At 67.3% G+C, this 24,690-nt stretch carries 27 protein-coding genes and 1 pseudogene; 10 read left to right on the plus strand and 18 right to left on the minus strand.

Going from position 1 to position 24,690, the window contains the following annotated elements; genetic code table 11:
- The first annotated feature begins 145 nt into the window (after positions 1 to 145).
- Both AC07NF_RS03510 and AC07NF_RS03515 read left to right on the plus strand, forming a co-directional pair.
- Positions 146 to 541: an NADH:ubiquinone oxidoreductase subunit NDUFA12 gene (locus AC07NF_RS03510; RefSeq protein ID WP_492810840.1), complete on the plus strand. Its 396-nt coding sequence runs from the start codon at positions 146 to 148 to the stop codon at positions 539 to 541.
- A gap of 5 nt (positions 542 to 546) precedes the next feature.
- Positions 547 to 1,191 carry a DUF2155 domain-containing protein gene (locus AC07NF_RS03515; protein ID WP_494630880.1) on the plus strand — a complete coding sequence of 215 codons (645 nt, stop codon included), beginning with the start codon at positions 547 to 549 and terminating at the stop codon, positions 1,189 to 1,191.
- Here AC07NF_RS03515 and aat read toward each other — a convergent pair.
- The 4 genes from aat to aroQ are packed head-to-tail and all read right to left on the minus strand — an operon-like array spanning position 1,128 to position 4,163.
- A complete protein-coding gene (gene aat / locus AC07NF_RS03520) occupies positions 1,128 to 1,781 on the minus strand; it encodes a leucyl/phenylalanyl-tRNA--protein transferase (protein WP_494630876.1) in 654 nt (217 codons plus the stop codon). The two genes, AC07NF_RS03515 and aat, sit on opposite strands and share 64 nt — an antisense overlap.
- A 13-nt stretch (positions 1,782 to 1,794) precedes the next feature.
- On the minus strand, positions 1,795 to 3,141 hold the full coding sequence (gene accC / locus AC07NF_RS03525; protein WP_494630872.1) for an acetyl-CoA carboxylase biotin carboxylase subunit: 1,347 nt from the start codon (positions 3,139 to 3,141) through the stop codon (positions 1,795 to 1,797).
- A gap of 5 nt (positions 3,142 to 3,146) precedes the next feature.
- Positions 3,147 to 3,662 (minus strand): acetyl-CoA carboxylase biotin carboxyl carrier protein, encoded by a 516-nt coding sequence (gene accB / locus AC07NF_RS03530; protein ID WP_492810834.1) that lies wholly within the window; start codon positions 3,660 to 3,662, stop codon positions 3,147 to 3,149.
- A gap of 60 nt (positions 3,663 to 3,722) precedes the next feature.
- Complete coding sequence (aroQ, locus tag AC07NF_RS03535; protein WP_454716275.1) at positions 3,723 to 4,163, minus strand: type II 3-dehydroquinate dehydratase; 441 nt, start codon at positions 4,161 to 4,163, stop codon at positions 3,723 to 3,725.
- 79 nt (positions 4,164 to 4,242) lie between these two features.
- Between aroQ and thiS the strand changes: the two genes are divergently transcribed.
- Both thiS and AC07NF_RS03545 read left to right on the plus strand, forming a co-directional pair.
- On the plus strand, positions 4,243 to 4,443 hold the full coding sequence (gene thiS, locus AC07NF_RS03540) for a sulfur carrier protein ThiS (RefSeq protein WP_492810831.1): 201 nt from the start codon (positions 4,243 to 4,245) through the stop codon (positions 4,441 to 4,443).
- Between the two features lie 45 nt (positions 4,444 to 4,488).
- Positions 4,489 to 5,298, plus strand: coding sequence for a thiazole synthase (locus AC07NF_RS03545; RefSeq protein WP_454716272.1), 810 nt, complete (start codon positions 4,489 to 4,491; stop codon positions 5,296 to 5,298).
- On the opposite strand, the gene AC07NF_RS03550 is transcribed toward AC07NF_RS03545, so the two are convergent.
- From AC07NF_RS03550 to AC07NF_RS03575, 6 genes are all read right to left on the minus strand, one after another.
- Complete coding sequence (locus AC07NF_RS03550) at positions 5,295 to 5,678, minus strand: type II toxin-antitoxin system VapC family toxin (RefSeq protein WP_494630860.1); 384 nt, start codon at positions 5,676 to 5,678, stop codon at positions 5,295 to 5,297. The two genes, AC07NF_RS03545 and AC07NF_RS03550, sit on opposite strands and share 4 nt — an antisense overlap.
- Entirely contained in the window at positions 5,675 to 5,941 is a 267-nt protein-coding gene (locus AC07NF_RS03555; protein ID WP_494630858.1) for a type II toxin-antitoxin system Phd/YefM family antitoxin, read from the minus strand. Before AC07NF_RS03555 ends, AC07NF_RS03550 begins: the two co-directional genes overlap by 4 nt.
- Before the next feature lie 67 nt (positions 5,942 to 6,008).
- Positions 6,009 to 6,749: a DsbA family protein gene (locus AC07NF_RS03560; protein WP_494630856.1), complete on the minus strand. Its 741-nt coding sequence runs from the start codon at positions 6,747 to 6,749 to the stop codon at positions 6,009 to 6,011.
- A gap of 26 nt (positions 6,750 to 6,775) precedes the next feature.
- Complete coding sequence (locus tag AC07NF_RS03565; protein ID WP_492810827.1) at positions 6,776 to 8,191, minus strand: M48 family metalloprotease; 1,416 nt, start codon at positions 8,189 to 8,191, stop codon at positions 6,776 to 6,778.
- A gap of 145 nt (positions 8,192 to 8,336) precedes the next feature.
- Complete coding sequence (locus AC07NF_RS03570) at positions 8,337 to 11,093, minus strand: Rne/Rng family ribonuclease (RefSeq protein ID WP_492810825.1); 2,757 nt, start codon at positions 11,091 to 11,093, stop codon at positions 8,337 to 8,339.
- Positions 11,017 to 11,235 carry a hypothetical protein gene (locus tag AC07NF_RS03575; RefSeq protein ID WP_291878285.1) on the minus strand — a complete coding sequence of 73 codons (219 nt, stop codon included), beginning with the start codon at positions 11,233 to 11,235 and terminating at the stop codon, positions 11,017 to 11,019. Before AC07NF_RS03575 ends, AC07NF_RS03570 begins: the two co-directional genes overlap by 77 nt.
- Positions 11,236 to 11,601: 366 nt before the next feature.
- Here AC07NF_RS03575 and AC07NF_RS03580 point away from each other — a divergent pair, with 366 nt between their 5' ends.
- From AC07NF_RS03580 to prfB, 3 genes are all read left to right on the plus strand, one after another.
- Positions 11,602 to 12,792: an N-acetylmuramoyl-L-alanine amidase family protein gene (locus tag AC07NF_RS03580; protein WP_494630852.1), complete on the plus strand. Its 1,191-nt coding sequence runs from the start codon at positions 11,602 to 11,604 to the stop codon at positions 12,790 to 12,792.
- Between the two features lie 170 nt (positions 12,793 to 12,962).
- Positions 12,963 to 15,329 (plus strand): penicillin-binding protein 1A, encoded by a 2,367-nt coding sequence (locus AC07NF_RS03585; protein ID WP_492810822.1) that lies wholly within the window; start codon positions 12,963 to 12,965, stop codon positions 15,327 to 15,329.
- A gap of 84 nt (positions 15,330 to 15,413) precedes the next feature.
- A protein-coding gene (gene prfB / locus AC07NF_RS03590; RefSeq protein WP_494630849.1) for a peptide chain release factor 2 occupies positions 15,414 to 16,536 on the plus strand; the annotation gives its coding sequence in 2 pieces (ribosomal slippage) (positions 15,414 to 15,482 and positions 15,484 to 16,536; 1,122 coding nt in all).
- 71 nt (positions 16,537 to 16,607) lie between these two features.
- On the opposite strand, the gene AC07NF_RS03595 is transcribed toward prfB, so the two are convergent.
- Positions 16,608 to 16,925 (minus strand): helix-turn-helix domain-containing protein, encoded by a 318-nt coding sequence (locus AC07NF_RS03595; RefSeq protein ID WP_494630847.1) that lies wholly within the window; start codon positions 16,923 to 16,925, stop codon positions 16,608 to 16,610.
- 79 nt (positions 16,926 to 17,004) lie between these two features.
- Between AC07NF_RS03595 and AC07NF_RS03600 the strand changes: the two genes are divergently transcribed.
- Positions 17,005 to 17,373: a VOC family protein gene (locus AC07NF_RS03600; RefSeq protein ID WP_492810818.1), complete on the plus strand. Its 369-nt coding sequence runs from the start codon at positions 17,005 to 17,007 to the stop codon at positions 17,371 to 17,373.
- Positions 17,374 to 17,431: 58 nt separating this feature from the next.
- Here the strand turns inward: AC07NF_RS03600 and AC07NF_RS03605 are convergent, their stop codons facing one another.
- The 5 genes from AC07NF_RS03605 to AC07NF_RS03625 form a co-directional block, all read right to left on the minus strand.
- Positions 17,432 to 17,926, minus strand: coding sequence for a bactofilin family protein (locus AC07NF_RS03605; protein ID WP_494630842.1), 495 nt, complete (start codon positions 17,924 to 17,926; stop codon positions 17,432 to 17,434).
- On the minus strand, positions 17,907 to 19,058 hold the full coding sequence (locus AC07NF_RS03610) for a M23 family metallopeptidase (RefSeq protein ID WP_492810814.1): 1,152 nt from the start codon (positions 19,056 to 19,058) through the stop codon (positions 17,907 to 17,909). Before AC07NF_RS03610 ends, AC07NF_RS03605 begins: the two co-directional genes overlap by 20 nt.
- 234 nt (positions 19,059 to 19,292) lie before the next feature.
- Positions 19,293 to 19,754 carry a peroxiredoxin gene (locus tag AC07NF_RS03615; RefSeq protein WP_172271364.1) on the minus strand — a complete coding sequence of 154 codons (462 nt, stop codon included), beginning with the start codon at positions 19,752 to 19,754 and terminating at the stop codon, positions 19,293 to 19,295.
- Positions 19,755 to 19,826: 72 nt separating this feature from the next.
- A complete protein-coding gene (gene tyrS / locus AC07NF_RS03620; RefSeq protein ID WP_494630832.1) occupies positions 19,827 to 21,152 on the minus strand; it encodes a tyrosine--tRNA ligase in 1,326 nt (441 codons plus the stop codon).
- A 95-nt stretch (positions 21,153 to 21,247) separates the two neighbouring features.
- Complete coding sequence (locus AC07NF_RS03625; RefSeq protein WP_024265744.1) at positions 21,248 to 21,298, minus strand: hypothetical protein; 51 nt, start codon at positions 21,296 to 21,298, stop codon at positions 21,248 to 21,250.
- Positions 21,299 to 21,340: 42 nt separating this feature from the next.
- Between AC07NF_RS03625 and AC07NF_RS03630 the strand changes: the two genes are divergently transcribed.
- Positions 21,341 to 22,441, plus strand: a complete 1,101-nt coding sequence (locus AC07NF_RS03630) for an anhydro-N-acetylmuramic acid kinase (RefSeq protein ID WP_494630830.1) — start codon at positions 21,341 to 21,343, stop codon at positions 22,439 to 22,441.
- 4 nt (positions 22,442 to 22,445) lie between these two features.
- Positions 22,446 to 22,562: pseudogene (locus AC07NF_RS03635) on the plus strand (hypothetical protein); the annotation flags it as partial.
- On the opposite strand, the gene AC07NF_RS03640 reads toward AC07NF_RS03635, so the two are convergent.
- Together AC07NF_RS03640 and AC07NF_RS03645 are read right to left on the minus strand one after the other, a co-directional pair.
- Positions 22,558 to 23,838, minus strand: a complete 1,281-nt coding sequence (locus AC07NF_RS03640; protein ID WP_494630828.1) for an NAD(P)/FAD-dependent oxidoreductase — start codon at positions 23,836 to 23,838, stop codon at positions 22,558 to 22,560. The pseudogene AC07NF_RS03635 and the gene AC07NF_RS03640 sit on opposite strands and share 5 nt — an antisense overlap.
- A 94-nt stretch (positions 23,839 to 23,932) precedes the next feature.
- Positions 23,933 to 24,583, minus strand: coding sequence for an alpha/beta hydrolase (locus AC07NF_RS03645; RefSeq protein ID WP_454716254.1), 651 nt, complete (start codon positions 24,581 to 24,583; stop codon positions 23,933 to 23,935).
- Between the last annotated feature and the right edge of the window lie 107 nt (positions 24,584 to 24,690).

Raw genomic sequence — 24,690 nt, forward strand, 5'->3', positions numbered from 1 at the left:
GGTCGTGGGGCTCTAATCCACAAGATGTTGAAGTTGGCCCTGACCTAGCGGCGCTGGACGCTGCGAGCCCGGAGCGCTATGTTCCGGCCGCTTCGCCACGCGTCTCGTGGTGAGCCAAAGCCTTGCAATTTCAGGTGCGAACGTAGTGCTGAAAGCGATCTTCACGTGGTGGAACGGCGCGACCCTGGGTCAGCGCTTCCATATCGGCCGCCGTGGCGTGTTCATCGGTCAGGACGAACAGGGCAACCGCTACTTCGAAGCCCGCGACAACAGCGACAGCTACGATCAGCGCAAGCGCCGCTGGGTGATCTACAACGGCTATGCCGAAGCCTCGAAGGTCCCGCCGGACTGGAGCGGCTGGCTGCACTACACCTTCGACGAGCCGCCGACCCAGGTTCCGCTGCCGCGTCGCGCTTGGGAAAAGGATCACCTGCCCAACCTGACCGGCACCGTGCACGCCTGGCGTCCGAAGGGCTCGCTGACCCGTGGCGGCGAACGCGCGGTCGCCACCAGCGACTACGAAGCCTGGAAGCCGGAATAAGCCGCATGGCCCGTCGGGCGTCCCTGGTCGCCGCCGTTGTGGCCCTGTCCGGCTTGACCGCGACGGGCGCCGCCCTGGCGCGCCAGAACTCGACGTACCAGCCGCCGGCCGCGCCCCTGGCCCCGCAGGCTCAGCCCGCGCCGCGTCCGGCCCCCGCGCCGACGCCGGCCGGCGAGGCCCAGCCGGTTCAGGTGACCCCGGCGGTCGCTAATCCCGTGCCGCCGGCCTCGCCCAAGCCCGGCGCCGTGGCGACGCCCAAGCCGACGACCCTGGCCAAGCCGGTCGAGCCCGCCAAGCGCCTGCGCTACTCGGTGGCCATCGTCCAGGCCCTGGACAAGGTCACGACCGAGACCATGCGGTTCGAGGTCCCAGTGGGCCAGCCGATCCGTTACAAGACCCTGATCTTCACCGTCCGCGCCTGCGAGACGGCCGCTTCGGACGAGATCGCGCCGGAAACCTCGGCCTATGTCGTGATCGACACCCAGCCCAAGGCCCAGGCCGGCCGCGCCGCGCCTCCGGGACGCCAAGTCTACAAGGGTTGGATGTACGCCAGCACGCCGGGCCTGCACCCGCTGGAGCACCCGGTCTATGACGCCTGGCTGATCGCCTGCAAGCAGTCGCTGCCGGTCGCCCCGCCCGCCAAACCGTAGAAGTCGCCCGGGATCAGCAGGGCCTTGGCCAGCCGCCGGCGATAGTCCGCGCGGCTGATCTCGATCGTCCCGAACTGCGTCAGGTGATCGGTCAGGAACTGGGTGTCCAGCAGCTGATAACTGCCGGCCACCAGCCGTGCGACCAGATGCACCAGCGCCACCTTGCTGGCGTCGCGCGCCGTCGAGAACATGCTCTCGCCGAAGAACGCACCGCCTAGCGCCACACCGTACAGGCCGCCGACCAACTGGTCGCCTTCCCAGGTCTCGACGCTATGGGCCAGGCCACGCGCGTAGAGCTGGCCGTACAGGCGCTGGATGGGGTGGTTGATCCAGGTATCGACCCGGCCCGGCTTGGAGGCCGCGCAGCCCTCGATCACCGCGTCGAAGGCGGTGTCGATCTTGACCTCGTAGGGACCGTTGCGAACGGTGCGGGCCAGGCGCTTGGGGATGTGAAAGTCCCCGAGCGGCAGGACGCCCCGCCGCTCGGGATCGATCAGGAACAGGCTTTCGTCCTCGCGGGCGTCGGCCATGGGGAAGACGCCACGCGCGTAGCAGGCGATCAGGTCGTCGACCGTGAAGGCGTCTTCCATAGTTGCGCCTGGACTAGGCTTCCTGGGCTTTGATCCAGCGTTCCAGCCAGTGGATGTCGTACTCGCCGGCCAGGATGTCGGGCTGCACCAAGAGGTCCTGGAACAGCGGGATCGTGGTCTCGACACCACCGACGACCATCTCGCCCAGGCAGCGCTTCAGGCGCGCGATGCACTCGGCGCGGTCGCGGCCGTGCACGATCAGCTTGCCGATCAGGCTGTCGTAATAGGGCGGGATCGCATAGCCGGTGTAGATCGCCGAATCCAGGCGAACACCCAGACCGCCGGGAGCGTGGAAGTCGGTGATCGTGCCGGGCGAGGGCGTGAAGGTCCGCGCGTTCTCGGCGTTGATCCGGCACTCGATGGCGTGGCCCTCGAAGACGACGTCTTCCTGGGTGAACGACAGCGGCAGGCCGGCGGCGATGCGGATCTGCTCACGGACCAGATCGATGCCGGTGATGGCTTCGGTGACCGGGTGCTCGACCTGCAGGCGGGTGTTCATCTCGATGAAGAAGAACTCGTCGTTCTCCCACAGGAACTCGATGGTCCCGACGCCCAGGTAGCCGATGGCCTTGACGGCGTCGACGACGACCTTGCCGATCTTGGCGCGGCCTTCGGCCGACAGGGCCGGCGAGGGGGCTTCTTCCAGCACCTTCTGGTGGCGGCGCTGCAGGGAGCAGTCGCGTTCGCCCAGGTGAACCACGTTGCCGTGGCTGTCGGCGATGACCTGCAGCTCGATGTGGCGCGGCTTCTGGAGGTAGCGCTCCATATAGACCGTGTCGTCGCCGAACGCGGCGCGAGCCTCGGCGCGGGCCGTCGAGACGGCTTCGGCCAAGTCTTCACGCGTCTGGGCGACCTTCATGCCGCGACCGCCACCGCCGGCGGCGGCCTTGATCAGCACGGGGAAGCCGATCTTCTCGGCGGCCTCGAAGGCCTCTTCCTCGGTCGAGACGCCGCCATCCGAGCCGGGGACGACCGGAATGCCGGCGTCCTTCACGGCCTGCTTGGCGGTGATCTTGTCGCCCATCATCCGGATGTGCTCGGGCTTCGGGCCGATGAAGGTGAAGCCGTGCGCGCCGACGATCTCGGCGAAGCGGGCATTCTCCGACAGGAAGCCGTAGCCCGGGTGGATACCCTGGGCGCCGGTGATCTCGGCCGCCGCGATGATCGACGGGATGTTCAGGTAGCTCTTGGCGGCTGGCGCGGGGCCGATGCAGACGCTTTCGTCCGCCAGGCGCACCCACATGGAGTTGCGGTCGGCCTCGGAGTGGACCGCCACGGTGGCGATGCCCATTTCCTTGCAGGCGCGGTGAACCCGGAGCGCGATCTCGCCCCGGTTCGCGATGAGGATCTTGTCGAACATGAGCGTTACTCGATGACGACGAGCGGCTCGCCGAACTCGACGGGCTGGGCGTCCTCAACCAGGATCTCGACGATCTTGCCGGCCTTGGGGGCCGAGATCGGGTTCATGGTCTTCATGGCTTCGACGATCAGCAGGGTCTGGCCGGCCGAGACCGTATCGCCGACCTTGATGAAGGCGTCGGCGCCCGGCTGCGGCGACAGGTAGGCGGTGCCGACCATCGGCGACTTCACGGCGTCGCCACGAGCGGCGGCCGGAGCCGGAGCGGCTTCAGCGGCGGGCGCGGCGGCGGCGACCGGGGCCGGGGCGGCGACCGGAGCAGGCGCATAGGCCGGGGCGGCGGCCTGGACGTAGTTGACCGGCGCGGCGTGCAGTTCGCGGGCGACGCGGATCTTGAGGCCGGCGTGCTCGACTTCGATCTCGGACAGGCCCGTGTCCTTCAGGATGTCCGCCAGCTTGCGGACCAGACGGGCGTCGATGGCCGGAGCTTCGACCGGATCGGCGGGGGCCTTGGGGTTCGACATGGAAGCTTACCTTGTTCTTCTGAGCGCCCCGGCGGCGGAAAACGCCGGGCGTTATCGTTGCTAAACGCGGATCAGGCCGAAAGCGGCCTCGATCGCCAGTTCATAACTCGCCGCGCCGAAGCCGGAGACGATCCCCGTAGCGGCCAGCGACACATAGGTGTGGCGGCGGAATTCCTCCCGCGCCGCCGGGTTGGACAGGTGGCACTCGATCACCGGGATGCTCAAGGTCTTGAGCGCATCCAGAAGCGCGATCGAGGTGTGGCCGTAGCCGGCCGGATTGAGGATCAGGGCCGAGGCCGACTCACGCGCCTCCTGCACCCAATCGATCAGCACACCCTCATGGTTGGACTGGCGGAAAACCACCTCGACGCCACGCGAAGCCGCCCGCGCCTCACAGCGCGCACGGACATCGTCGAGCGTGTCCTTGCCATAAATCTCGGGCTCGCGGGTCCCCAACAGGTTGAGATTGGGTCCGCTCAGCACGTGGATCGGTTTTACCATGCGGCTCCGCCGTCGATTCCGGGAGGTCTTGTATAGCCGGTTCCGCCGGGTCACAAGCACGGCTCGCTTCGGAGGTGAGATGAGGCTTTTGCTGAACGGGGAAGAGCGGGACGTGGCCGAGGTGGTCACGATCGCCGATCTGGTGGCCGCCCTGGGCCTGGACGCCCGCAAGGTGGCGGTCGAGCGCAACCTCGAGATCGCCCCACGCTCGACCTATGCCGAGACCGCGCTGACGGACGGCGACCGCATCGAGATCGTCACTTTCATCGGCGGCGGTTGATCATCCGCATTTGAAACGCGGGCTGACGGGGCGTAAACCGACCGCATGAACGCGCACGTTTCCCCCGACTCCGCCGTCGCTGACGCCGACGAAACCTGGACCGTCGCCGGCCGCACCTTCCGCTCGCGCCTGATCGTCGGCACGGGCAAGTACAAGGACTATGCGACCAACGCCGCCGCCGCCCGCGCGGCCGGGGCCGAGATCGTCACCGTGGCCGTGCGCCGCGTGAACCTGACCGACCCGACCCAGCCGCTGCTGGTCGACTACATCAAGCCCACCGAATTCACCTATCTGCCCAACACTGCGGGCTGCTTCACCGGCGAGGACGCCGTGCGCACCCTGCGCCTGGCCCGCGAGGCCGGCGGCTGGGACCTGGTCAAGCTGGAGGTCCTCAGCGACCCCAAGACCCTGTTCCCGGATATGGAAGAGACCCTGCGCTCGCTGAAGCTGCTGGTCGCCGAGGGCTTCCAGGTCATGGTCTATTGCTCCGACGACCCGGTCTATGCCCGCAAGCTGGAAGAAGCCGGCGCCGTGGCGATCATGCCGCTGGGCGCGCCGATCGGCTCAGGCCTGGGCATCCAGAACCGCGTCAACCTGCGGATCATCGTCGAGAACGCCAAGGTCCCGGTCCTGGTCGACGCCGGCGTCGGCACCGCCTCGGACGCGGCGATCGGCATGGAGCTGGGCTGCGACGCCATCCTGATGAACACCGCCATCGCCGAAGCCAAGGACCCGATCCGCATGGCCAAGGCCATGAAGCACGCGGTCATCGCCGGGCGTGAGGCCTATCTGGCTGGCCGGATGCAGAAGCGGCTGTATGCGGATCCGAGCTCGCCGTTGGCGGGGTTGATCTAGAGCGCCGAGACGACGTCGGTTCTGGCGAAGTCGTTCCCCACGAACAGCAACGGGCAACCGTGTTCGTGGGCGAGCGCATAGGCGAAGCAGTCACCGAAGTTCAGGGCGGCAGGATGAAAGCCCTTGCCCCAGCGGCGGTAGGTGCTTGCGATCTTGCCGACGTCGTCGGCCGTCACAGGGACGGTGTGAAACTTAAAGCCCTGAAGAAGATCGTTCATTTCGCCGGCAACAGCCTTGCGATGAGCGACGATCATAGCTTCAGTGGCCGTCGCGGCGGATATCAGGACCTCAGCTTCGCTGGCCAACGCCATATGGCATGCCGAGGCGCTCGGCTCGCCTAGCACGATTGCCATCAGAGCCGATGTATCGACGACGATCACCCTGGGAGGCCATCGTCATCGTATAGAAAGTCCTGGCTGCGGGCGGCGGATACGCCGTCTTGGATAGCCTTGGCGCGCCCTCTGTCGCTGATCTCTTGAAGTCGACGAAGGCGATCCGCCACATCAATCGGCGATACCTGCGGGATGGGCGTTAGCCGCACGGCGGCCTGGCCCTCGCGGGTGAGGATGATTTCCTCGCCCGCTTCGGCGCGGCGGACCAGTTCGGTCAGTTGGCCTTCAGCTTCGGCAAGCGCGACGCGCACGGTGATGCTCCTTGAAGCGTCCACGGGAAGATAGTGGCTCCTCGTGGACCACGCTTCAAGGCGCGGATCAGCCCGCCTTCGCCTTACCCGACCGCGTCTGCTCGATCGCCAGCTTCAGCGCGTTGATGTCGGCGCCCGGGATCAGGGTGTCGCCGACGATGAAGGCCGGGGTGCCGGAGAGTTGCAGGGTCTTGGCCAGGGCTTCGGTGTCGGCCAGGTGCTGGGTGACTGCCTGGCTTTCGCCGGCGGCTCGGGCCTTGGCCATGTCGATACCCATGCCTTGCGCGATGCGCAGGGCGCCGGCGGCGTCCAGGGCGTTCTCGGCCATCAGGGCCTTGTAGAGCTCCAGGCTCTTGCCCTGGTCCTTGGCGCCCAGCATCAGGCGGGCGGCGGCCTCGCTGTCGTTGCCGAAGATCACGAAGTCCTTCAGCACCAGGCGCACGTCGGGGTTCTTCTGCACCAGCTCGACGATCTCGGGTGCGGCGTGGCGGCAGTAGCCGCAGCGGTAGTCGAAGAACTCGGTGACCGTGATCGAACCATTCGGGTTGATGACGACGTCGCGCGGGTCGCGCTCAATAGCCTGGCGATACTGGCCGATCGCCTGCTGGGCCGAGACGGCCTGCTGCTTGGCCTGCTTTTCCTGCAGTTTCTGGCTGGCTTCCATCAGCACCTCGGGGTGCTCGAGCAGATAGGCGCGGACCTTCTCGCCGAATGCCTTGTCGGGCTTGGCCGGGCCGCAGCCCGCGAGGGTCAGGCCGGCGATGGCGAACGGAACGGCGAGGGTCGCGGCGCGACGGAAGACGGTCATCGAGATCTCGGAAATAGGAGAGGGCCCTATTGGGCCAGGTTGGATTGGGCGAGGCCTTCCTTGGCCAGGTCTTTCAGTTCCTGGTTGGTCGGTCGCGAGGCCAGGACGATGTCGGTGGCCCGACGCCATTCGGGCGTGTTCTTGGTCAGCAGTTCGCGGGCCCGCATGGCGAAGACCTTGGCTTCGCGCACGGCGCCTAGCGAATAATACTGCTCGGCGGTAGCCAGGCGGGCCTGGCCGTCCTTCTTCTGGGTGTCGTAGGCCTGGGCCAGCAGGCGCCAGGTGACGGCGTTGTCGGGATCGTTCAGCAGGCTGCGCTTCAGCTCCTGGACGCCTTCCTCGATCTTGGCGGGATCGTTCAGACTGATCAGGGTCTGGCCCAGATTGATGCGCAGCAGGGCGGCGTCGGGCTTGAGCTGCACCGACTTGCGCTGCGGCTCCTCGGCCAGGGCGATGCGGTTGAATTCGAACAGGATCTGGCCCTTCAGCTCCCACAGATAGGGATTGTCGGGGTGCTGGTCGATCAGCGGCTGCAGCAGGTTCAGGGCCCGGTCGGGGTCCTTCATCTGGTAGTAGGCGATGGCGCGCGCGTAGCGGGCCGGGAAGCCGGTGTCGGTTTCCTTGTACTTCATCAAGGCGACCTGTGGGTTCAGGAACCCTTCCAGCTTGGCCTTCATCACCTCGTGCTGGGCCAGGTCTTCCGGCGTGTCGACGGCGCTGTAGTGCGGCTGGCGCTCGACGCGGCTGCGCAGCACCTCGATCCGTTCGGACGACAGGGGGTGGCTGCGGAAATAGGCGAAGCGCCGGGCCTGGTCGAAGACCTCCTGGTAGCGGAAGTTGTCGAAGAACTCGACGAGCCCGCGGCCCGACTGATTGGTGGCTTCCAGGAAGCCGGCGCCGGCCTGGTCGGCGCGCGATTCCTGTTCGCGGCTATAGCCGAGAGCGCCAAGCGCCCCGGCGTACTGCGCATTGCCGAGGAGCATGGCGGCGCCGTCGGCGGACCCGGCCAGGGCCGCCAGGATGCCCAGGCCCATGGTCAGGATCATCGGCTTGAGCCCGGCCCTCATCATCTCGTCGGAGCGGATCGGGTGGCCGCCGGCCAGGTGTCCGGTTTCGTGGGCGATGACGCCGCGCAACTGGTTGGGATTTTCGGTCTGCAGGATCAGGCCGGTGTTGAGGCCCATCTGCAGGCCCTGGGTCGCGAAGGCGTTCAGGGACTTGTCGCCGATGATCAGGATGCGAACGTTCCGCGCGTCCAGCCCCGCCGCCGTGAAGATCGGATCGGCGTCGTGGTGCAGGATCTCCTCGATCTCGGTGTCGCGGATCAGGGAGGGGCCGCCGTCCTGGGCCCGGGCGACCTGGGGAACTCCGGACGCGAGCACGGCCAGGGCGGACAAAGTCACGCCCAGCGTCTTCCCGGCACGCCCGCTACGCGAGGTCATCGAATGATCTCCAGATCGCGCCCCCGCGAACGACGACCAGTCTAACTTGGAAGTCCGGCGCGAGGGAACAAGGGTTTCCAGGTCTCGCCGAAACGAATTTGGCCCGCGCGTCGGTCAAGGACGCGCGGGCCAGCATCAGGTCACCTTACCGGCGCCACCAGCCCTTGCGGGGCTTTTCGGGCGGGGTGGTGATCTCGTTCGGGTCCGGCTCGGCCGGGGCGGCCGGTTCGGCCTCCAGGACGGGTTCGGGCGCGACAGTCTTTGACGCAACGGGCGCGGGCGCCGGTTCCGGAGCAGCCTCGACGACCGGTTCCGGGGTCGGTTCTGGCGGAACCACGGCGACGCTCTCGGTCACGGCCTCGGCGACGGCCTCGACGGCTTCCGGCGCGGCCTCGGCGGCTTCGGCGGTCGCCTTCTTGCCGCGAGCGCGGGTGCGCTTGGGCTTCTTGGGCGCTTCCTCGGTCTCGGGCAGTTCGACCCAGACGTCGGCCGGCGGGCCTGCGATCACCGGCGGGGCCAGGATCGGGGCTTCGAACGGCTCGGCCGGTTCGGCGGCTTCAGTCACCACTTCGACAGCGGAAACCGTCTCGGCGGCGACGGGCGCTTCATCGCGGTTGCGACGACCGCGGTCGCGGCCACGACGACCGCGTTCACGGCCCGAACGCTCTTCGCGCTCGGGATGCTCGGCGCGCTTCGGACGTTCGACGACTTCCGAGTCATCGGCGCGGGCTTCCGGCGCCGGGCGGCGCGGTTCGCTGTTGCCGCCGACCAAAGCCGCCGGGTCGTGCCACGTGAAGACGTTCTCGCCGAACGGGACGCGCGGACGGATCCAGACGAAGGCGTCGGTCGGACGATCGCCGTCCTCGCGACCGCCGCGACGGCCGCCACGGCGGCCCCGGCGACGACGACGGCGGGCGCCGTCATCGTCATCGCCAAATTCGGCGCGGTCTTCGGCGTCGCCTTCCAGCTCCTCTTCGTCGCTCTCGGCTTCGGCCGGAGCCTCGCCTTCGGTCTCGCGCTCGTCGCGACGGTTGCGGCCACGGCCACGATCGCGGCGGCCACGGCGGCCCTTGCGGTCGCCACGATCGTCGTCGCGGGCCTGCTTGCGGGCCGAAGCGTCGTCGTCGTCCGAGTCCTCGCGCTCGATATCGTCTTCGTCGTCTTCGGAGATGATCTCGTCGTCTTCTTCCTCGTCCTCGAAGGCCGTGGGATCGAAATCGTCGTCTTCCTCGACATAAGGCGGGGGCGCGACGGCGATGCGTTCGCCCAGCTCGGTGCGCTCGATCTCCTGGTCGCCGGCGTGCAGGCTGTCGTCGACCATGACGGTGACGTGCAGGCCGTGCGTCGCTTGCAGGCGCTGCAGATAGGCGCGCTTTTCGTTCAGGATGTAGAGGCCGACCGAACGCGAGACCTTCAGGATCACGGCGCCGGAGCCCTTCAGGGCCTCGACCTCGACCGCGCGCAGGGCGGCCAGGGCGCTGGACTCGACCGAGCGGACGCGGCCGGTGCCTTCGCAGTGCTCGCAGACGTGGGTGGTGCCTTCCAGGACGCCGGTGCGGCGACGCTGGCGGCTGATCTCCATCAGGCCAAAGCCCGAGATCTTGCCCATCTGGATGCGGGCGCGGTCGTCCTTGAGCGCGTCCTTCAGGACCTTCTCGACCGTGCGGTTGTTCTTGCCTTCATCCATGTCGATGAAGTCGATGACGATCAGGCCGGCCAGGTCGCGCAGGCGCAGCTGGCGAGCGGCTTCCTCGGCGGCTTCGACGTTCGTCTTGAGCGCCGTGGCCTCGATGTTGCGCTCGCGCGTGGCCTTGCCCGAGTTGACGTCGATGGCGACCAGGGCCTCGGTCTGGTTGATCACCAGATAGCCGCCCGAACGCAGCGGCACGACCGGCGAATAGATCTGGGCCAGATGGTCCTCGATCTTGTTCTTCACGAACAGCGGGGTCGGGTCGCGGTAGTTGAAGACCTTTTTGGCCTGGCTCGGCATCAGCATGCGCATGAAGTCGCGCGCTTCTTTATAGCCGGCGTCGCCCTCGACCCAGATGCCCTCCAGGTCCTTGTCGTACATGTCGCGGATGGCGCGTTTGACGAGGTCTTCTTCCTCGTAGATCAGCGCCGGGGCGACCGAGTGCAGCGTGTTGTCGCGGATGTTTTCCCACAGACGCAGCAGATATTCGTAGTCGCGCTTGACCTCGGCCTTGGTGCGCTTGGCGCCCGCCGTGCGGACGATCAGGCCCATGCCCTGCGGCACGTCCAGGCTGTTGACGACGCTCTTCAGGCGACGGCGGTCGGACACGGCCGTGATCTTGCGGCTGATGCCGCCGCCACGGGCGGTGTTGGGCATCAGGACGCCGTAGCGGCCGGCCAGCGACAGGTAGGTGGTCAGGGCCGCGCCCTTGTTGCCACGCTCTTCCTTGACGACCTGAACCAGCATGATCTGCCGGCGGCGGATCACTTCCTGGATCTTGTACTTGCGCATCAGGCGGCGCTTGCGGCGCGCCAGCTCTTCTTCGACGTCGTCTTCATCGTCGTCGATCGCGTGATCGGCGCCGTTGTCGTCCTCGTCGTCGCCACCCGAGGCGCGGCGCGAGATCGGGGTGTCGTCCTCGTCGTCGCCCGAGTCGTCGCGCATCAGCGCTTCGCGATCCGCGACCGGGATCTGGTAGTAATCCGGGTGGATTTCGTTGAAGGCCAGGAAGCCGTGGCGATTGCCGCCGTACTCGATGAACGCAGCCTGCAGGCTGGGCTCTACGCGCGTGACCTTGGCGAGATAGATGTTACCGCGAAGCTGTTTGCGGGTCTGGCTCTCGAAGTCGAACTCTTCAACCCGGGTTCCGTCCACGACGACCACACGCGTCTCTTCTGCGTGTGCTGCGTCGATCAGCATCTTCTTCGACATTAAGGAAGTCTCCGCGGCGCGCAGCGGGCGCGAGGCCCGGTCGCCGATCTGAATGAAGGGCGCGCGCGTCGCCGATCGTCGCACCGTCAGCGCGGTTGCGGAGGATCGGGTGCCAAAGGCGATCGGGTGCGGCGCAGCCCATTGAGGTTTCGTTTGTCCCTACCGCGCCAGGCGCGGATTGGATGGCGCGTCGTCGCCGGGAAGGCGTTTGAGCCCGACGCGGGCCCCGTGGCGCGGCGTTTCGGCAGGCGTCGTGCCCGTCAGATCAGCTGCGTCTCGAACTATCTAGTCTGCCGTCTTCGCTTCGGAAGAGGTTCAGGACCACTTTCGAGGCAAAACCGGCTCGCATGGAGTCGTGACGATCACGGACTCCGCACGCGGCGGGACTGTAGCCACATCGGCGAGCAAAAGAAAAGCTTTCGACGGATGATCTGGACTTAACCCTTTGGCTACCGCCTCCCAGCGATATTGACGTTCGGTTCACCAGTTCCGGATACCGCGGGCGGGTATGCGTAAGGTTCTTATCAGTTTGGCCCGCATGGGCTGGGTCCGCGCGGCGCTGATTATCGGCGGCCTGACGACGGCCGGCGTCGCCGTGGCGACCGCCCAAGGCCCCGCCGCGCCCGCCGGCGTGCAGAAGGTCCGCTTCGGCGGCGACCGCATGGAAACGCGCGTGGTCATCGACCTGGACCGCGCCGCGGCCGGCAAGCTGATTTCCGACGGCATGAGCGACCAGCGCCTGGTCATGGCGCTGCCCAACGTCCTGGTGTCCGGCGATCTGCAAGGCACGGGTCAGGGCCTGGTCAAGCGCTGGGTCATCGACGAGGCCGCCGGCGGCGCCCGCCTGCGCCTCGATTTGGCCGGCAAGGCCGAGGTTCGCCGCCGCTTCCTGCTGCCGCCCGGCGACGGCGCCAGCGCCTATCGTTATGTCATCGACCTCAAGGCCGTGGAGGGCGCTAGCGCGGCTCCGAACGCGCCGCGCCTGACCGTGGCCAGCATGCCGGTCAAGGCCGCGCCGCTGCGCATGAAGAAGGTCATCGTCATCGACGCCGGTCACGGCGGCAAGGATCCCGGCTCGCTGGGCGCCAATGTCTTCGAAAAGGACGTGACCCTGGCCGCCGCCAAGGCGCTGAAGGAGCGTCTGGAGCGCACGGGTCGTTATCAGGTCGTGCTGACCCGCGAGACCGACACCTTCATCCCGCTGGAATCGCGCGTGCAGATCGCCCGTCGCGCCGACGCGGATCTCTTTATCTCCATGCACGCCGACTCGGGGCCCGACACCAGCACCCGCGGGGCGTCGGTCTATACGCTCTCGGACAAGGGCACCGACCGGGTCGGCCTGGTCCTGGAGAAGGACGATTGGCTGATGAAGGCCAATGCGCCGGGCCGCGACCGCGCCGTCAGCCAGATCCTGCTGGACCTCTCCCAGCGCGCGACCAAGAACCGCTCGGCCGCCTTCGCCCAGCTGCTGCTGGCCAATGTCAGCCAGGAAACGACGCTGCTGCGCCGCAGCCACCGCGACGCCGGCTTCATCGTGCTGCTGGCCCCGGACGTGCCGGCCGTGCTGCTGGAGATGGGCTTCATCACCAATCCGGACGACGAGGCCTTCCTGACCACCAAGAGCAGCCGCGCTCGCCTGGTGGGGGCCGTGGCCGACTCGATCGAGGCCTATTTCTCGGCGGGTCTGCGGAAGTCCTGACCCTTAAAGGGGGACTACGCTTCCCCTTTTCCCCGCGCCGCTCTAATCACAGGGTGATCGTTCGCGCTTCGCCTGGCGAAGGTGCGACCGCAAAACCGCTTACGGTTCGGCGACAAGCGATCTAGTGAAGGGTGTGCGGCAGGCGAGGGGGTCTGCCCGACGGAGGTCGCGTGGATCTGAAACCCACCGAACGATGGATGGCCATCGCGGGCGTGGCAGTGCTTTCGGCTATCGCCGTCGCGGGCTTCGCGATCGCGATCTATGCCGCCTGGCTGTTCCACGACATGCCCGACGCCGGTGAGCTGCAGGACTATCGTCCGCCGACGGCCACGCGCGTCTATGCGTGGGACGGAACCCTGATCGGCGAGTACTCCAAAGAGCGCCGGATCTTCATTCCCTACGATCAGATCCCGCCGCAACTGGCCCAGGCCTTCCTGGCGGCCGAGGATCGCAACTTCTTCCAGCATGGCGGCGTCGACGTGGGCGGCCTGTCGCGCGCCATGATCAAGAACGTCGGCAACGCCATCCGCGGCCGTCGCCTCGAGGGCGGTTCGACGATCACCCAGCAGGTGGCCAAGAACGTCCTGCTGACCAGCGACGCCACGGTCGGCCGCAAGTTCAAGGAAGCGATCCTGGCCCACCGCCTGGAGCAGTCGCTGACCAAGCAGCAGATCCTCGAGCTGTATCTGAACGAAATCTGGCTGGGCTATCGCTCGTTCGGCGTCGGCGCGGCCGCCTACAACTATTTCGGCAAGTCGTTGCCCGACCTGACCCTGGCCCAATGCGCCTATCTGGCCTCGCTGCCCAAGGGGCCCGACAACTACCACCCGATCCGCAACAAGGCCAAAGCCCTGGGACGCCGCAACTGGGTGCTGGGCCAGATGGCCGAGCAGGGCTGGGTCTCCAAGGAAGACGCCGCCAAGGCGATGGCCGAGGACCTGGTGGTCCAGGCCGCGCCCAAGCGCGCCGCCTATCGCGACGCCGACTACTTCGTCGAAGAAGTGCGCCAGCGCGGTATGGCCACGCTGGGTCCCCGCCTGAACGAAGGCGGCTACTACATGCGCACCACCTTGGATCCGCGCCTGCAGACGGCCGCCCGGGTCGCGCTTATGGACGGCCTGGAAAAGTACGACCGCCGCCATGGCTGGCGCGGCGCCTGGGGTCACGTCGAATCGACCGACCTGGCCTGGGAAAAGACCGCGCTGGCCAAGCCGGTTCCGTCCGAGCGCCGCGACTGGCGTCCGGCCCTGGTCGTCTCCAATGACGGGCGCGTGCGCCTGGTCAAGAAGGAGGGCGAGGGCCAGATTGTCGGCGAGGACATGGCTTGGGCCAAGAACGGCAAGGGCCTGAAGGCCGGCGACCTGGTATTTGTCGAGAAGACCGACGCCGGCTTCCGCCTGCGCCAGGTGCCCGCCGTCAACGGCGCCATGGTGGCCATGGAGCCCTATACCGGCCGGATCGTCGCCCTGGTCGGCGGCTATTCCTACTCGCTGTCGAACTTCAACCGCGCTACCCAGGCGATGCGCCAGCCCGGCTCGGCGTTCAAGCCGTTCGTCTACGCCACGGCCCTGGAGAACAACTACACGCCCGCCAGCGTCGTCGTCGACAGCGCCATCACCTTCAAGGGCGCGAACGGCGAGGACTGGAGCCCGGAGAACTACCATAAGGAGTTCTATGGGGCGCAGCCGCTGCGCAAGGGTCTGGAGCAGTCGATCAACGCCATGACCGTGCGCCTGGCCCAGGGCGTCGGCATGAAGAAGATCGTCGACTTCGCCCAGCGCGCCGGCGTGGTGAAGAGCATGGATCCCGTGCTGGCCATGGCCCTGGGCGCGGGCGAGACGACGCCGTTCAAGCTGACCGCGGCCTATGCCGCCTTCGTCAACGGCGGCCGCCGCGTCGACCCGCACCTGATCGAGCTGGTCCAGGACCGCGAGGGCAAGGTGATCTTCCGCGCCGACAAGCGCGACTGCGAACGTTGTGAAGCCGGCTTCAACGGCGATGAGAGCCCGCGCTTCGCCGCGCCGGGCGAGCAGATCATGGACCCGGTCACCGCCTATCAGATCACCTCGATGCTGCAGGGCGTGGTCCAGCGCGGCACCGCCGCCGCCGTCAGCTCCCTCGGCCGCCCCTTGGCGGGCAAGACCGGCACGACCAACGAGTACCGCAGCGCCTGGTTTGTCGGCTTCTCGCCGAACCTGGTGGTGGGCGTGTTCGTCGGCTTCGACGACAACCGCTCGCTGGGCGAAGGCGAGACCGGCGCCACGGACGCCGTGCCGGTGTTCACCGACTTCATGAAGGTGGCGCTGGACGGCCAGCCGATTGTCGACTTCAAGCCGCCGAAGACGGCCAAGTTCGCCATGGTGCGCGGCATCCGCGAGGCCTTCCGTCCAGGCACCGAGCCGCGGGTCGAGGTCGCGCCGACGGGGCCGATCCCGTACGAGCAGCTGTCGCCAGGCCTGCCGCAGCCGGTCCAGCAAGCGCCGCAACCCGGCAAGCCGCCGCCGCCCAAGGCAGATCCGCTAAGTGGCCTCTATTAGAGCGCGGATTGTACTGACGTCATTGCGCGGGAGAGCGACGCGCGTTATCTCCCGCGCCCTTCAACACTGTCACGGAGTAACGTGATGCGACCGGATGTCGAGGCCGCTGCGGCTGACATCGAGCAGTCCGTGGGACTGCTCAGGAGGCGTCTTTGACTGGGATGTCGCCCTCCGAAAGCTCGATGAGCTGAACGCCCGGGTCGAAGACCCGACCCTGTGGGACCGCCCGTCGGAAGCCCAAGCCGTCTCGCGCGAACGCGCCGCCCTGGCCGCCAAGGTCGAGGCCGTGCAGGCGATCGAACGCGACGTCAAGGACGCGATCGAATACGCCGAGCTGGCCGACATGGAGGCCGACGAGGACTCCCTGAACGACGCTCGCGCCCAGCTGAAGGCCATCCGGGAACGCGCGGGTCGCGCCGAGCTGGAAGCCCTGCTGTCGGGCGAGGCCGACGGCAACGACGCCTATGTCGAAATCAACTCCGGGGCCGGTGGCACCGAGTCGTGCGACTGGGCCGGCATCCTGCTGCGCATGTACACCCGCTGGGCCAACGCCCACGGCATGACGACCGAACTGATCGAAGAGACCGACGGCGACCAGGCCGGTATCAAGTCTGCGACTCTCTTGGTGAAGGGCCCGAACGCCTATGGCTGGCTGAAGACCGAGGCTGGCGTGCACCGCCTGGTGCGCATCAGTCCCTACGACAGCAGCGCCCGTCGCCACACCTCATTCGCCTCGGCCTGGGTCTATCCCGTGATCGATGACACCATCGAGATCGAGATCAATCCGTCCGACGTGCGGACCGACACCTACCGCGCTTCCGGCGCCGGCGGTCAGCACATCAACAAGACGGACTCGGCCGTGCGTCTGACGCACATCCCGACCGGCATCGCGGTGGCCTGCCAGGCCGGCCGCTCGCAGCACCAGAACCGCGAGGAAGCCTGGAAGATGCTGCGCGCGCGCCTCTATGAGGCCGAGCTGCAAAAGCGCGAAGCCGCCCAGCAGGCGCTGGAAGACACCAAGACCGACATCGGCTGGGGTCACCAGATTCGCAGCTACGTCCTGCAGCCCTACCAGATGGTCAAGGACCTGCGGACCAACGTCGAGACCTCCGACACGGCCGGCGTGCTGGACGGCGACCTCGACGCTTTCATGGGCGCCTCGCTGGCACAGCGCGTGGGTCACACCCGCGATGGTGGCGAGGCTTAAGCACTGCGTGGTCCTCGTCCTTCGACAAGCTCAGGATGAGGACCATTGCTACCGCCGGCGCTCAAGAAACCTCACCCTGAGCCTGTCGAAGGGCGAGGTTTCCGCCACGGCGTCAGCGGGACATAGGTCGCTGCTTCGGTCGGCCCCTGGCGGCTGACCGCGATCAATCCCCGCCTTTTCAGGTTCTCGACGGCGTTCTGGACGGTGCGCCGGGACTGACCCGTGCGTTCTGCCAGCTCCGCGTGGCTGAAGCTCGCGCGACCGTCGGCATGCGCCGCCGTGATCGCCAGATAGACCAGGAAGGACGACGGCTTGTGGTCGTGACCCACGAGGTCGGCCATCAGGATGTCGAGCACGTAGCGGTCGATCTCATAGCTTGGCGCAGTCATTGCTATAGCATTGCCTGCATGGCTTCACCGGCGCAAGCCGACCGCGCTAACCCCTGAGCCTAGCAGGAGAGGGGACGCCATGAGCGTGATCAGCAAGGTAAAGTTCGTCAGCATCCCGGTCAGCGACCAGGACCGCGCCTTGGCCTTCTGGACCGAGAAGGTGGGCCTGCGCGTCGCCACCGATCAGCCGATGGGCGCCCAGCGCTGGATCGAACTCAGCATCCCCGGCGCGGAGACGGGCTTGGTGCTGTTCACGCCCGAGGGGCACGAGAACCGCATCGGCAGCTTCTTCAACGGCTCGCTGGCTTGCGACGATGTCGAACACGCCTATCGCAAGCTCTCCGAAAAGGGTGTGGAATTCGAAGGGCCGCCGGAGAAGCAGCCGTGGGGAACCTTCGCCAAGTTCAAGGACCCGGACGGCAACACCTTCGTGCTGTCGAGCCGCTGAAACGAAAAACGCCCCGGATCGCTCCGGGGCGTTCTTTGTATCGGAAGGTCCGAAGACCTCAGCCGGCGACCGGCTTGGCCTGGGCGATGGCCAGCGGCGCGGCTTCGGTGTGCGGCGCGGGCTGCTGGACCGGCGCCGGGCGCTGGAACTTCAGGCTGCGGCCCTGGAAGAAGGCGCCGGTTTCCATGGCCAGCTGTTCGTGAGTGATGTCGCCATCGACATACGAGGTGCCGTACAGGCGGACCTGCTTGGAGGTGATGGCGCCGACCACGCGGCCGCGTACTTCCACCACCTCGGCATAGACACCGCCTTCGATGTGGCCGGTCTCGCCGACGGTCAGGCGGCCGACGCGGACGTCGCCCTTGACCACGCCGTCGATCTGCAGCTCGCCTTCGCCGGTGACGCTGCCTTCGATGGTGATGTCGGCCGAGAGCAGCGAGGCCACCTTCGGCGGGGCGCGGCGGGCCTGGTCGACCGGAGCGACCGCCATCGGCGTGGGCAGGGGTTCGATACGCGCCGGAGTCTTGCCGGACTTAGCTTGCTTGCTGAACATACTCACCAGCCTTCAAGAAACGATTGGGGTTCTGGGCCTTACCGTTGACCCAGACTTCGTAGTGCAGGTGCGGACCGGTCGAGCGGCCGGTCGAGCCCATGGCTGCGATCCGGGTGCCGATGGTCACGCGCTGGCCGACGCGAACGCCGATGGTGGCAAGGTGCGCGTAGCGGGTCTTGAAGCCGCCGCCGTGGTCGATCTCGACGGTGTTGCCGTAGCCCGAACGGACCCCCGTGAACGAGATGACGCCCGGCGCGGTGGCCATGATCGGGGTGTAGAAGGCGCCGGGGAAGTCCAGGCCCGAATGGAAGGCCGGGCGGCGCGTGAACGGGTCGAAACGGACGCCGTAGCTGGACGACAGGGCCGGATTGCTGGTCGGACGGTAGAAGGGCAGCTTCTTGCTGGCCGCGCCCAGGGCGCGCATGTCCGACATGTCGTTGGCCGCGTGCTGGATGCGGCTGGCGAAGTCCTCGTCGACGTCCAGGACGGCGGCCAGGGCGCGCGGGTCCTTGGCCTCGATCAGCGGGCCGCCCAGCGACACGCCGCGGCCGGTGAAGTTGGAGGCGTCCAGGCCGGCCATGCGCATGGCCAGGCGCAGGCGCTCGGCGCGGCTCTTGGCGAAGCCTTCGGCGGCGTCGATCAGGCGCTCCTGGTCCATGCGCGTGGCCTGGATGCGCTGCACGGGGCTGGCGGCCAGCAGGCGCGGCTTGGCGACCTTCAGCGCGTCGGCGGCGCCGGGCACGCCCTTGAAATCCGAAACCAGCAGGGCGAGGGCGGCGTGGCGCTTTTCGACCGAGGTGGCCAGGTCGTCCAGATTGCCGTTGGTGGCCGACAGCTGGGCGACGGCGCTGTTCAGGCGCGCCTGGCGGTCGGCATTCAGGCGCTCGTAATAGGCTTTTTGCTTGATGACCTGCTGGTCGGTCGAGCTGACGGCCAGGGCGTTGACCGCCATGGCGGCAGTGCAGACGCCCATCCACAGAGCCGTGACGGCGACGCCGGTCGCGCCCAGGAGTTGCTTGTTGGTGGAGAAGACGTAGCCGCGCATCTCGCCGCCGGAGCGGATGTAGATGTGCCGTTCGGGAAATAGGGCTTCGAGAGAGTGCCGCAGTCGCTTGAAGCGCTTAATCGCCATCGCCCGAGAACCCCCGTTTCAGGTTCGGCGATATGCTACGAGAAAGCGGGAACGTGCAAGACTCTTCGCGCCCGAAGTGAGCGCGAGTCGCAAAATATTACTTTGCGCCCCGATCCTTAACGTTTCCTGACCCCAAGCGTCACCTGTTAAGGTCGTGCTTGCGCGAAAAGGTCACAGGTAGAGGCGCCCGTACAACACCGTGGCGACCAAACCGTTCCCCTGAGAGACGAAATTTTACTTGATGGCCTTGGCGGCGTTCATCACGGCCTTGATGTGGCCGGGGACCTTGACCTTGCGCCAGACCTCGCGAACGACGCCTTCGCGGTCGATCAGGAAGGTCGAGCGGTCGATGCCCATGTACTTGCGGCCGTACATGCTTTTCTCGACCCAGGCGCCATAGGCCTCGACGATGTCGCCCAGCGGGTCGGCGGCCAGCTCGATGGTCAGGTCGTGCTTCTTGCGGAACTTGGCGTGCGAGGCGGCGCTGTCCTTGGACACGCCGACGATCACCGCGCCCAGCTTCTGGAATTCCTCGACTTCCGACGAGAACTGCAGGGCCTCGGACGTGCAGCCGGCGGTGTCGTCCTTGGGATAGAAGTACAGGACGACGTTCTTGCCCTTCAGGCCGGCCAGGCTGACGCGGCCGGTGTCGGTCGGCAGGTCGAAATCAGGGGCCTTGTCGCCGGGCTGCAGCATCGAACGCGTCTCCAGAAGGGGGAACCCCCGACCCTTGGCTACGCCAGGGCCGGGAGCACAATCAACCCATAACTAAACAGGCTTCACCAAGACGATCTTCTTCTTGCCGGCGGCCAGCTTGACCACGCCTTCGACCAGGTCGGCCGAGGTGATCACGCGGTCCGCGCTGGCCTCGGCCTTGTCGTTGACCTTCAGGCCGCCGCCCTGGGCCAGGCGACGCGCCTCGCCGCGCGAACCAGCCAGGCCGGCGTCGGTGAACAGCGCCGCCAGCACGATACCGGCTTCCAGGTCCGCGGCGGGCACCTCGAAGGTCGGCAGGTCGGCCGAGAGCGCGCCTTGTTCGAAGGCCTTCTCGGCGGCGTCGCGGGCCTTGCGGGCCTCTTCGTCGCCGTGGGCCATGCGGGTGGCCTCGTCAGCCAGCACCTTCTTGGCGTCGTTGATCTGGGCGCCTTCGAGGGCTTCCAGCTTGGCGATCTCGTCCAGCGGCAGGTCGGTGAACAGGCGCAGGAACCGGCCGACATCGGCGTCCTCGGCATTGCGCCAGAACTGCCAGTAGTCATACGGGCTCAGCTGCTCGGCGTTCAGCCAAACGGCGCCCGACATGGTCTTGCCCATCTTGGCGCCCGAGGCGGTGGCCAGCAGCGGCGTCGTCAGGCCGAAGGCGGCCTTCTGGTCGACGCGGCGGGTCAGCTCCACGCCGTTCAGGATGTTGCCCCACTGGTCCGAGCCGCCCATCTGCAAAACGCAATTGTACTTGCGGTTCAGCTCCAGGAAGTCGGTGGCCTGCATCAGCATGTAGTTGAATTCGAGGAAGGTCATCGGCTGCTCGCGCTCGAGCCGCAGCTTGACCGAGTCGAAGGCCAGCATCCGGTTGACCGTGAAGTGCACGCCGTAGTCGCGCAGGAACTGCACGTAGCCGAACTTCGAGAGCCACTCGTCGTTGTCGACCATGATGGCGTCGGTCGGGCCGTCGCCGAACGTCAGGAACTTGGCGAAGACCTGCTTGATGCCGGCGATGTTGGCCTGGATGTCGGCGTCCGACAGCAGCTTGCGGCTCTCGTCCTTGCCGGTCGGATCGCCGACCTTGGTCGTGCCGCCGCCCATCAGGACGATCGGCTTGTGACCGGCCTGCTGCAGGCGGCGCAGCATCATGATCTGGATCAAGGACCCGACATGCAGGGACGGCGCGGTGGCGTCGAAGCCGATGTAGGCCGTGACGATCCCGCTGGCCGCAGCGGCGTCCAGCTCATCCGGGTGGGTGATCTGGTGGATGTAGCCGCGCGCCTCCAGGGTTCGCAGGAACTCCGACTTGAAGGACGTGGCGGCGGACATGGATCGACTCTCTGAATTGAACGACGGGCCGTCTAGCACGGCGAGGTCTGATTGTGGGGGCTTCATTTCGTGACTCCAGGCAGGAAGCCGGAGCGCATGATCGACTTGGAATGGAGCGACCCCGGCGAGGCGGGGTGGCGACGTGGCTGATCGTCCTCCCGCTATGGCAGCGGGCGGTAATACGGACGGGCCAGGACGAAAGCGTCGATCATGGGGCCTAGCTACCGTTTCGCGACCGTGGCAGTCAACGCTTCATGCGTATCCTTGGATTCATGACCGGCACCTCGCTCGACGCGGTCGACATGGCGGTGCTGGAAACCGACGGCCACGAGATCCAGGCCTTTGGCCCGGCGGGCGAACGTAAACTGCGCGAAGAGACCCGCGACCTGCTGCTGGTGGCGACCGAGGTCGCCCGAGGCTGGCCGCGCGACAAGGCCGAGCCGGAGATCTTCGCCGAGGCCGCCCGCGCCGTGGCCGACGAGCATCTGCACGCCGCCGAGAGCTTCCTGGCCGAGCATGGCCTGGCCTGGAGCGATTTCGACCTCCTGGGCGTGCACGGCCAGACCGTCTTCCACGAACGCCCGACGCCCGAGCGGATCGGTCGCACGGTGCAGCTGCTGGACGCCGAGCGGCTGGCCAAGGCGACGGGACGGCCGGTGGCCTTCGACTTCCGCACCGCCGACGTGGCGGCCGGCGGGCAGGGGGCGCCGCTGGCTCCGATCTACCACGCCGCCCGCGCCCGTGCGTCGGGCCTGGCCGCGCCGGTGGCGGCGCTGAACATCGGCGGGGTGGCCAATATCACCCTGATCGGTGAGGACGACCTGCTGGCCTTCGACACCGGCCCCGGCAACGGCATGATCGACCTGATGCTGCAGGAGCGGGGCCTTGGCCGTTTCGACGAGAACGGCCGCCTGGCCGCGTCGGGCCGCGTGGATCAGACGATCCTCGATACGTTCCTGGCCAGTTCGTACTTCGCCGGCCCGGCGCCCAAGTCGCTGGACCGCTACGACTTCCCACTGGATCTGGTCGAGCCGCTGTCGGCCGAGGACGCCGCCGCCACCCTGGTGGCCTTCACCGCCGAGGCGGTGATCAAGGCCTTCGAGCATGGGGCACGGCCTAGCGCCCTGATCGTCTGTGGCGGCGGGCGCCACAATCCGCAGATCATGAAGGTCCTCACCGAACGCGCCCCGGTGCCGGTCAAGACCGCCGAGGACTATGGCTGGCGCGGCGACAGCATCGAGGCCGAGGCCTTCGCCTACCTTGCGGCGCGCACGGCCAAGGGGCTGCCGATCAGCTTCCCGGGCACGACGGGCGTGAAGGCGCCGATGACCGGCGGCAGAATAGTTCAGCCATAACCTTTCGTGTCATCCCGGCCGTAGCGAAGCGGAGAGCCGGGACCCAGGGCAACCGCACTGCGCCGGCCCCTGGGTCCCGGATCGGCCTACGGCCGTCCGGGATGACACTGGCTTTATCAGTGCAGCTTCAGTCTTCCCGACACCCGCTGCTGTAGCAGTCGCGCCAGCGCCAGGGTCACCGTGCGGCCGATGCCCAGGATCGCCCGGTGGTGGTCCAGGTGCAGGGACATGTAGGCCCACTTGGCGATCAGGCCTTCGACGAAGAAGTTCGGGCCGCCCAGCCCGCCCATCAGCGCGCCGACGCCCTTGTCGTTGCCCAGCGACACCAGCGAGCCGAAGTCGCGATAGACGAACGGCGTCGTGACCCGGCCCTGGTGCAGGCGGGCGACCAGGGCGCGTTCCAGATAGCTGGCCTGCTGGTGCGCGGCCTGGGCGCGGGCGGGGATGGTCTTGCCGTCCTTCCACGGCGCGGCGGCGCAGTCGCCCAGGGCCCAGACGTCGGGCGCCGAGGTCTCCAGGTGGCCGTTGACCACGAACTGGTTGCCGCGATTGGTCTCGAGGCCAAAGCCGGTGTTCGTATCGGCAGCCTTGATGCCGGCGGCCCAGACGATCAGGTCGGCGGGGACGTCGCCCTGGCTGGTCTCCAGCCGGTCGGCATGGACGGCCAGCACCTTGGCGTCGGTCTTCACGGCCACGCCCTTGCGCTCCAGCGCCAAGGTAGCCTTGTCGGCGATCTTCTGCGGCAGGCCGCCCAGGATGCGCGGCGCGGCCTCGACCACGGTGATGTCCAGACGGAAGCGCTGCTCGTCGCCCAGGCTGCCGAGAAGTTCACGATGGGCTTCGATCAGCTCGGCCGACAGCTCGACGCCGGTCGCGCCGCCGCCGACGATGGCCACACGCATGATCTTCTCGGCCGAGAACGAGGCCTTGGTGAAGGCCGCCAGTAGCCGCGTGTGGAAGGCCTCGGCGTCCTCGGTGCGTTCCAGCAGGTGCGCCTGCTCCGCGCCGGGCGTCCCGAAGAGGTTCGAGCCGCTGCCGATCGCCAGCACGCCATAGGTGAAGCTGATGGCGCGCTCGGGCGCCAGGACCTGGCCGTTGTCGTCGGTGATCGCCTTCAGGGTCAGGCGCTTGGCGATCGGATCGAAGGTCTCCAGCTCGCCGAGCAGGAAGTTGAAGCCGTTCGAGCGGCCCAGGATCGAATACGAGATGCCTTCCTGGTGGACGTCCAGCGTGCCGGCCGCGACCTCGTGCAGGGTCGGCTTCCAGATGTGGAAGCTGGAACGGTCGATCAGCAGGACGCGGCGCGTGCCGTGTCGGCCTCCGAGCCTGCGGCCCAGCCGCGACGCCAGCTCCAGTCCGCCGGCGCCCCCGCCGACGATGACGATGTCGTAGTGCATCACCATCTCCAGTCATATTCATCGATCGATGAATTATATAGGCGATCGGTGTTCAACGAAAAAGGCCTCCCGGAGGGAGGCCTTCTGAAATCGTCTAGATCGGGTTTTCCGCCAGGCGCTTGTCGAGATATTCGCTAACGCTCTTCTCGACGCTGGGCAGGTGCTCGGCCCAGAAGTGGGTGGCCTTGTCGATGACCTCGTAGTCGATCGTGATGCCCTTCTGGGTCCGCAGCTTGGTGACCACGCGCTCCACCTCGACCGGCGGGGTGATGGTGTCGGCCGAGCCCGTCAGGAACAGGCCCGAGGCCGGGCAGGGGGCCAGGAAGCTGAAATCGTACATGTTGGTCGGCGGCGACACCGAGATGAAGCCGTCCGTCTCGGGGCGGCGCATCAGCAGTTGCATGCCGATATAGGCGCCGAAGTCGAAGCCGGCGACCCAGGTCTGGCTGGCGGCCGGGTTCGAGGTCTGCAGCCAATCCAGCGCCGTCGCGGCGTCGGCCAGCTCGCCGATGCCGGCGTCGAACTCGCCCTGGCTGCGGCCCACGCCGCGGAAATTGAAGCGCAGGGTTGCGAAACCCCGCTTCATGAACAGGTGATACAGCTGCACGGCCACCGGGTGGTTCATGTGACCGCCGGCCTTGGGGTGCGGGTGCAAGATGAGGGCGATGGGCGCCGTTTCGGTCTTGCCCGGCGAGTAGCGACCTTCGATCCGCCCGGACGCGCCGGTCAAAATCACATCAGGCATATCGTTCCCTTGCGCTGGCAGCGGTCCATCTTCCGACGATTTGGGTCGCCAGAATACTTGACCGCTGCGCTTGGTCTTCCTAAATCGCAGCCAGCAAGCGGGCCGCT

This window comes from Caulobacter sp. GW821-FHT10A06, assembly GCF_059415805.1.

Coding starts and splice junctions, on each gene's coding strand:
- AC07NF_RS03515 (WP_494630880.1), top strand. CDS start 547: ATGGCCCGTCGGGCGTCCCTGGTCGCCGCCGTTGTGGCCCTGTCCGGC.
- aat (WP_494630876.1), bottom strand. CDS start 1,781: ATGGAAGACGCCTTCACGGTCGACGACCTGATCGCCTGCTACGCGCGT.
- accC (WP_494630872.1), bottom strand. CDS start 3,141: ATGTTCGACAAGATCCTCATCGCGAACCGGGGCGAGATCGCGCTCCGG.
- accB (WP_492810834.1), bottom strand. CDS start 3,662: ATGTCGAACCCCAAGGCCCCCGCCGATCCGGTCGAAGCTCCGGCCATC.
- aroQ (WP_454716275.1), bottom strand. CDS start 4,163: ATGGTAAAACCGATCCACGTGCTGAGCGGACCCAATCTCAACCTGTTG.
- thiS (WP_492810831.1), top strand. CDS start 4,243: ATGAGGCTTTTGCTGAACGGGGAAGAGCGGGACGTGGCCGAGGTGGTC.
- AC07NF_RS03545 (WP_454716272.1), top strand. CDS start 4,489: ATGAACGCGCACGTTTCCCCCGACTCCGCCGTCGCTGACGCCGACGAA.
- AC07NF_RS03560 (WP_494630856.1), bottom strand. CDS start 6,749: ATGACCGTCTTCCGTCGCGCCGCGACCCTCGCCGTTCCGTTCGCCATC.
- AC07NF_RS03565 (WP_492810827.1), bottom strand. CDS start 8,191: ATGACCTCGCGTAGCGGGCGTGCCGGGAAGACGCTGGGCGTGACTTTG.
- AC07NF_RS03570 (WP_492810825.1), bottom strand. CDS start 11,093: ATGTCGAAGAAGATGCTGATCGACGCAGCACACGCAGAAGAGACGCGT.
- AC07NF_RS03575 (WP_291878285.1), bottom strand. CDS start 11,235: ATGGGCTGCGCCGCACCCGATCGCCTTTGGCACCCGATCCTCCGCAAC.
- AC07NF_RS03580 (WP_494630852.1), top strand. CDS start 11,602: ATGCGTAAGGTTCTTATCAGTTTGGCCCGCATGGGCTGGGTCCGCGCG.
- AC07NF_RS03595 (WP_494630847.1), bottom strand. CDS start 16,925: ATGACTGCGCCAAGCTATGAGATCGACCGCTACGTGCTCGACATCCTG.
- AC07NF_RS03600 (WP_492810818.1), top strand. CDS start 17,005: ATGAGCGTGATCAGCAAGGTAAAGTTCGTCAGCATCCCGGTCAGCGAC.
- AC07NF_RS03605 (WP_494630842.1), bottom strand. CDS start 17,926: ATGTTCAGCAAGCAAGCTAAGTCCGGCAAGACTCCGGCGCGTATCGAA.
- AC07NF_RS03610 (WP_492810814.1), bottom strand. CDS start 19,058: ATGGCGATTAAGCGCTTCAAGCGACTGCGGCACTCTCTCGAAGCCCTA.
- AC07NF_RS03615 (WP_172271364.1), bottom strand. CDS start 19,754: ATGCTGCAGCCCGGCGACAAGGCCCCTGATTTCGACCTGCCGACCGAC.
- tyrS (WP_494630832.1), bottom strand. CDS start 21,152: ATGAAGCCCCCACAATCAGACCTCGCCGTGCTAGACGGCCCGTCGTTC.
- AC07NF_RS03630 (WP_494630830.1), top strand. CDS start 21,341: ATGCGTATCCTTGGATTCATGACCGGCACCTCGCTCGACGCGGTCGAC.
- AC07NF_RS03640 (WP_494630828.1), bottom strand. CDS start 23,838: ATGCACTACGACATCGTCATCGTCGGCGGGGGCGCCGGCGGACTGGAG.
- AC07NF_RS03645 (WP_454716254.1), bottom strand. CDS start 24,583: ATGCCTGATGTGATTTTGACCGGCGCGTCCGGGCGGATCGAAGGTCGC.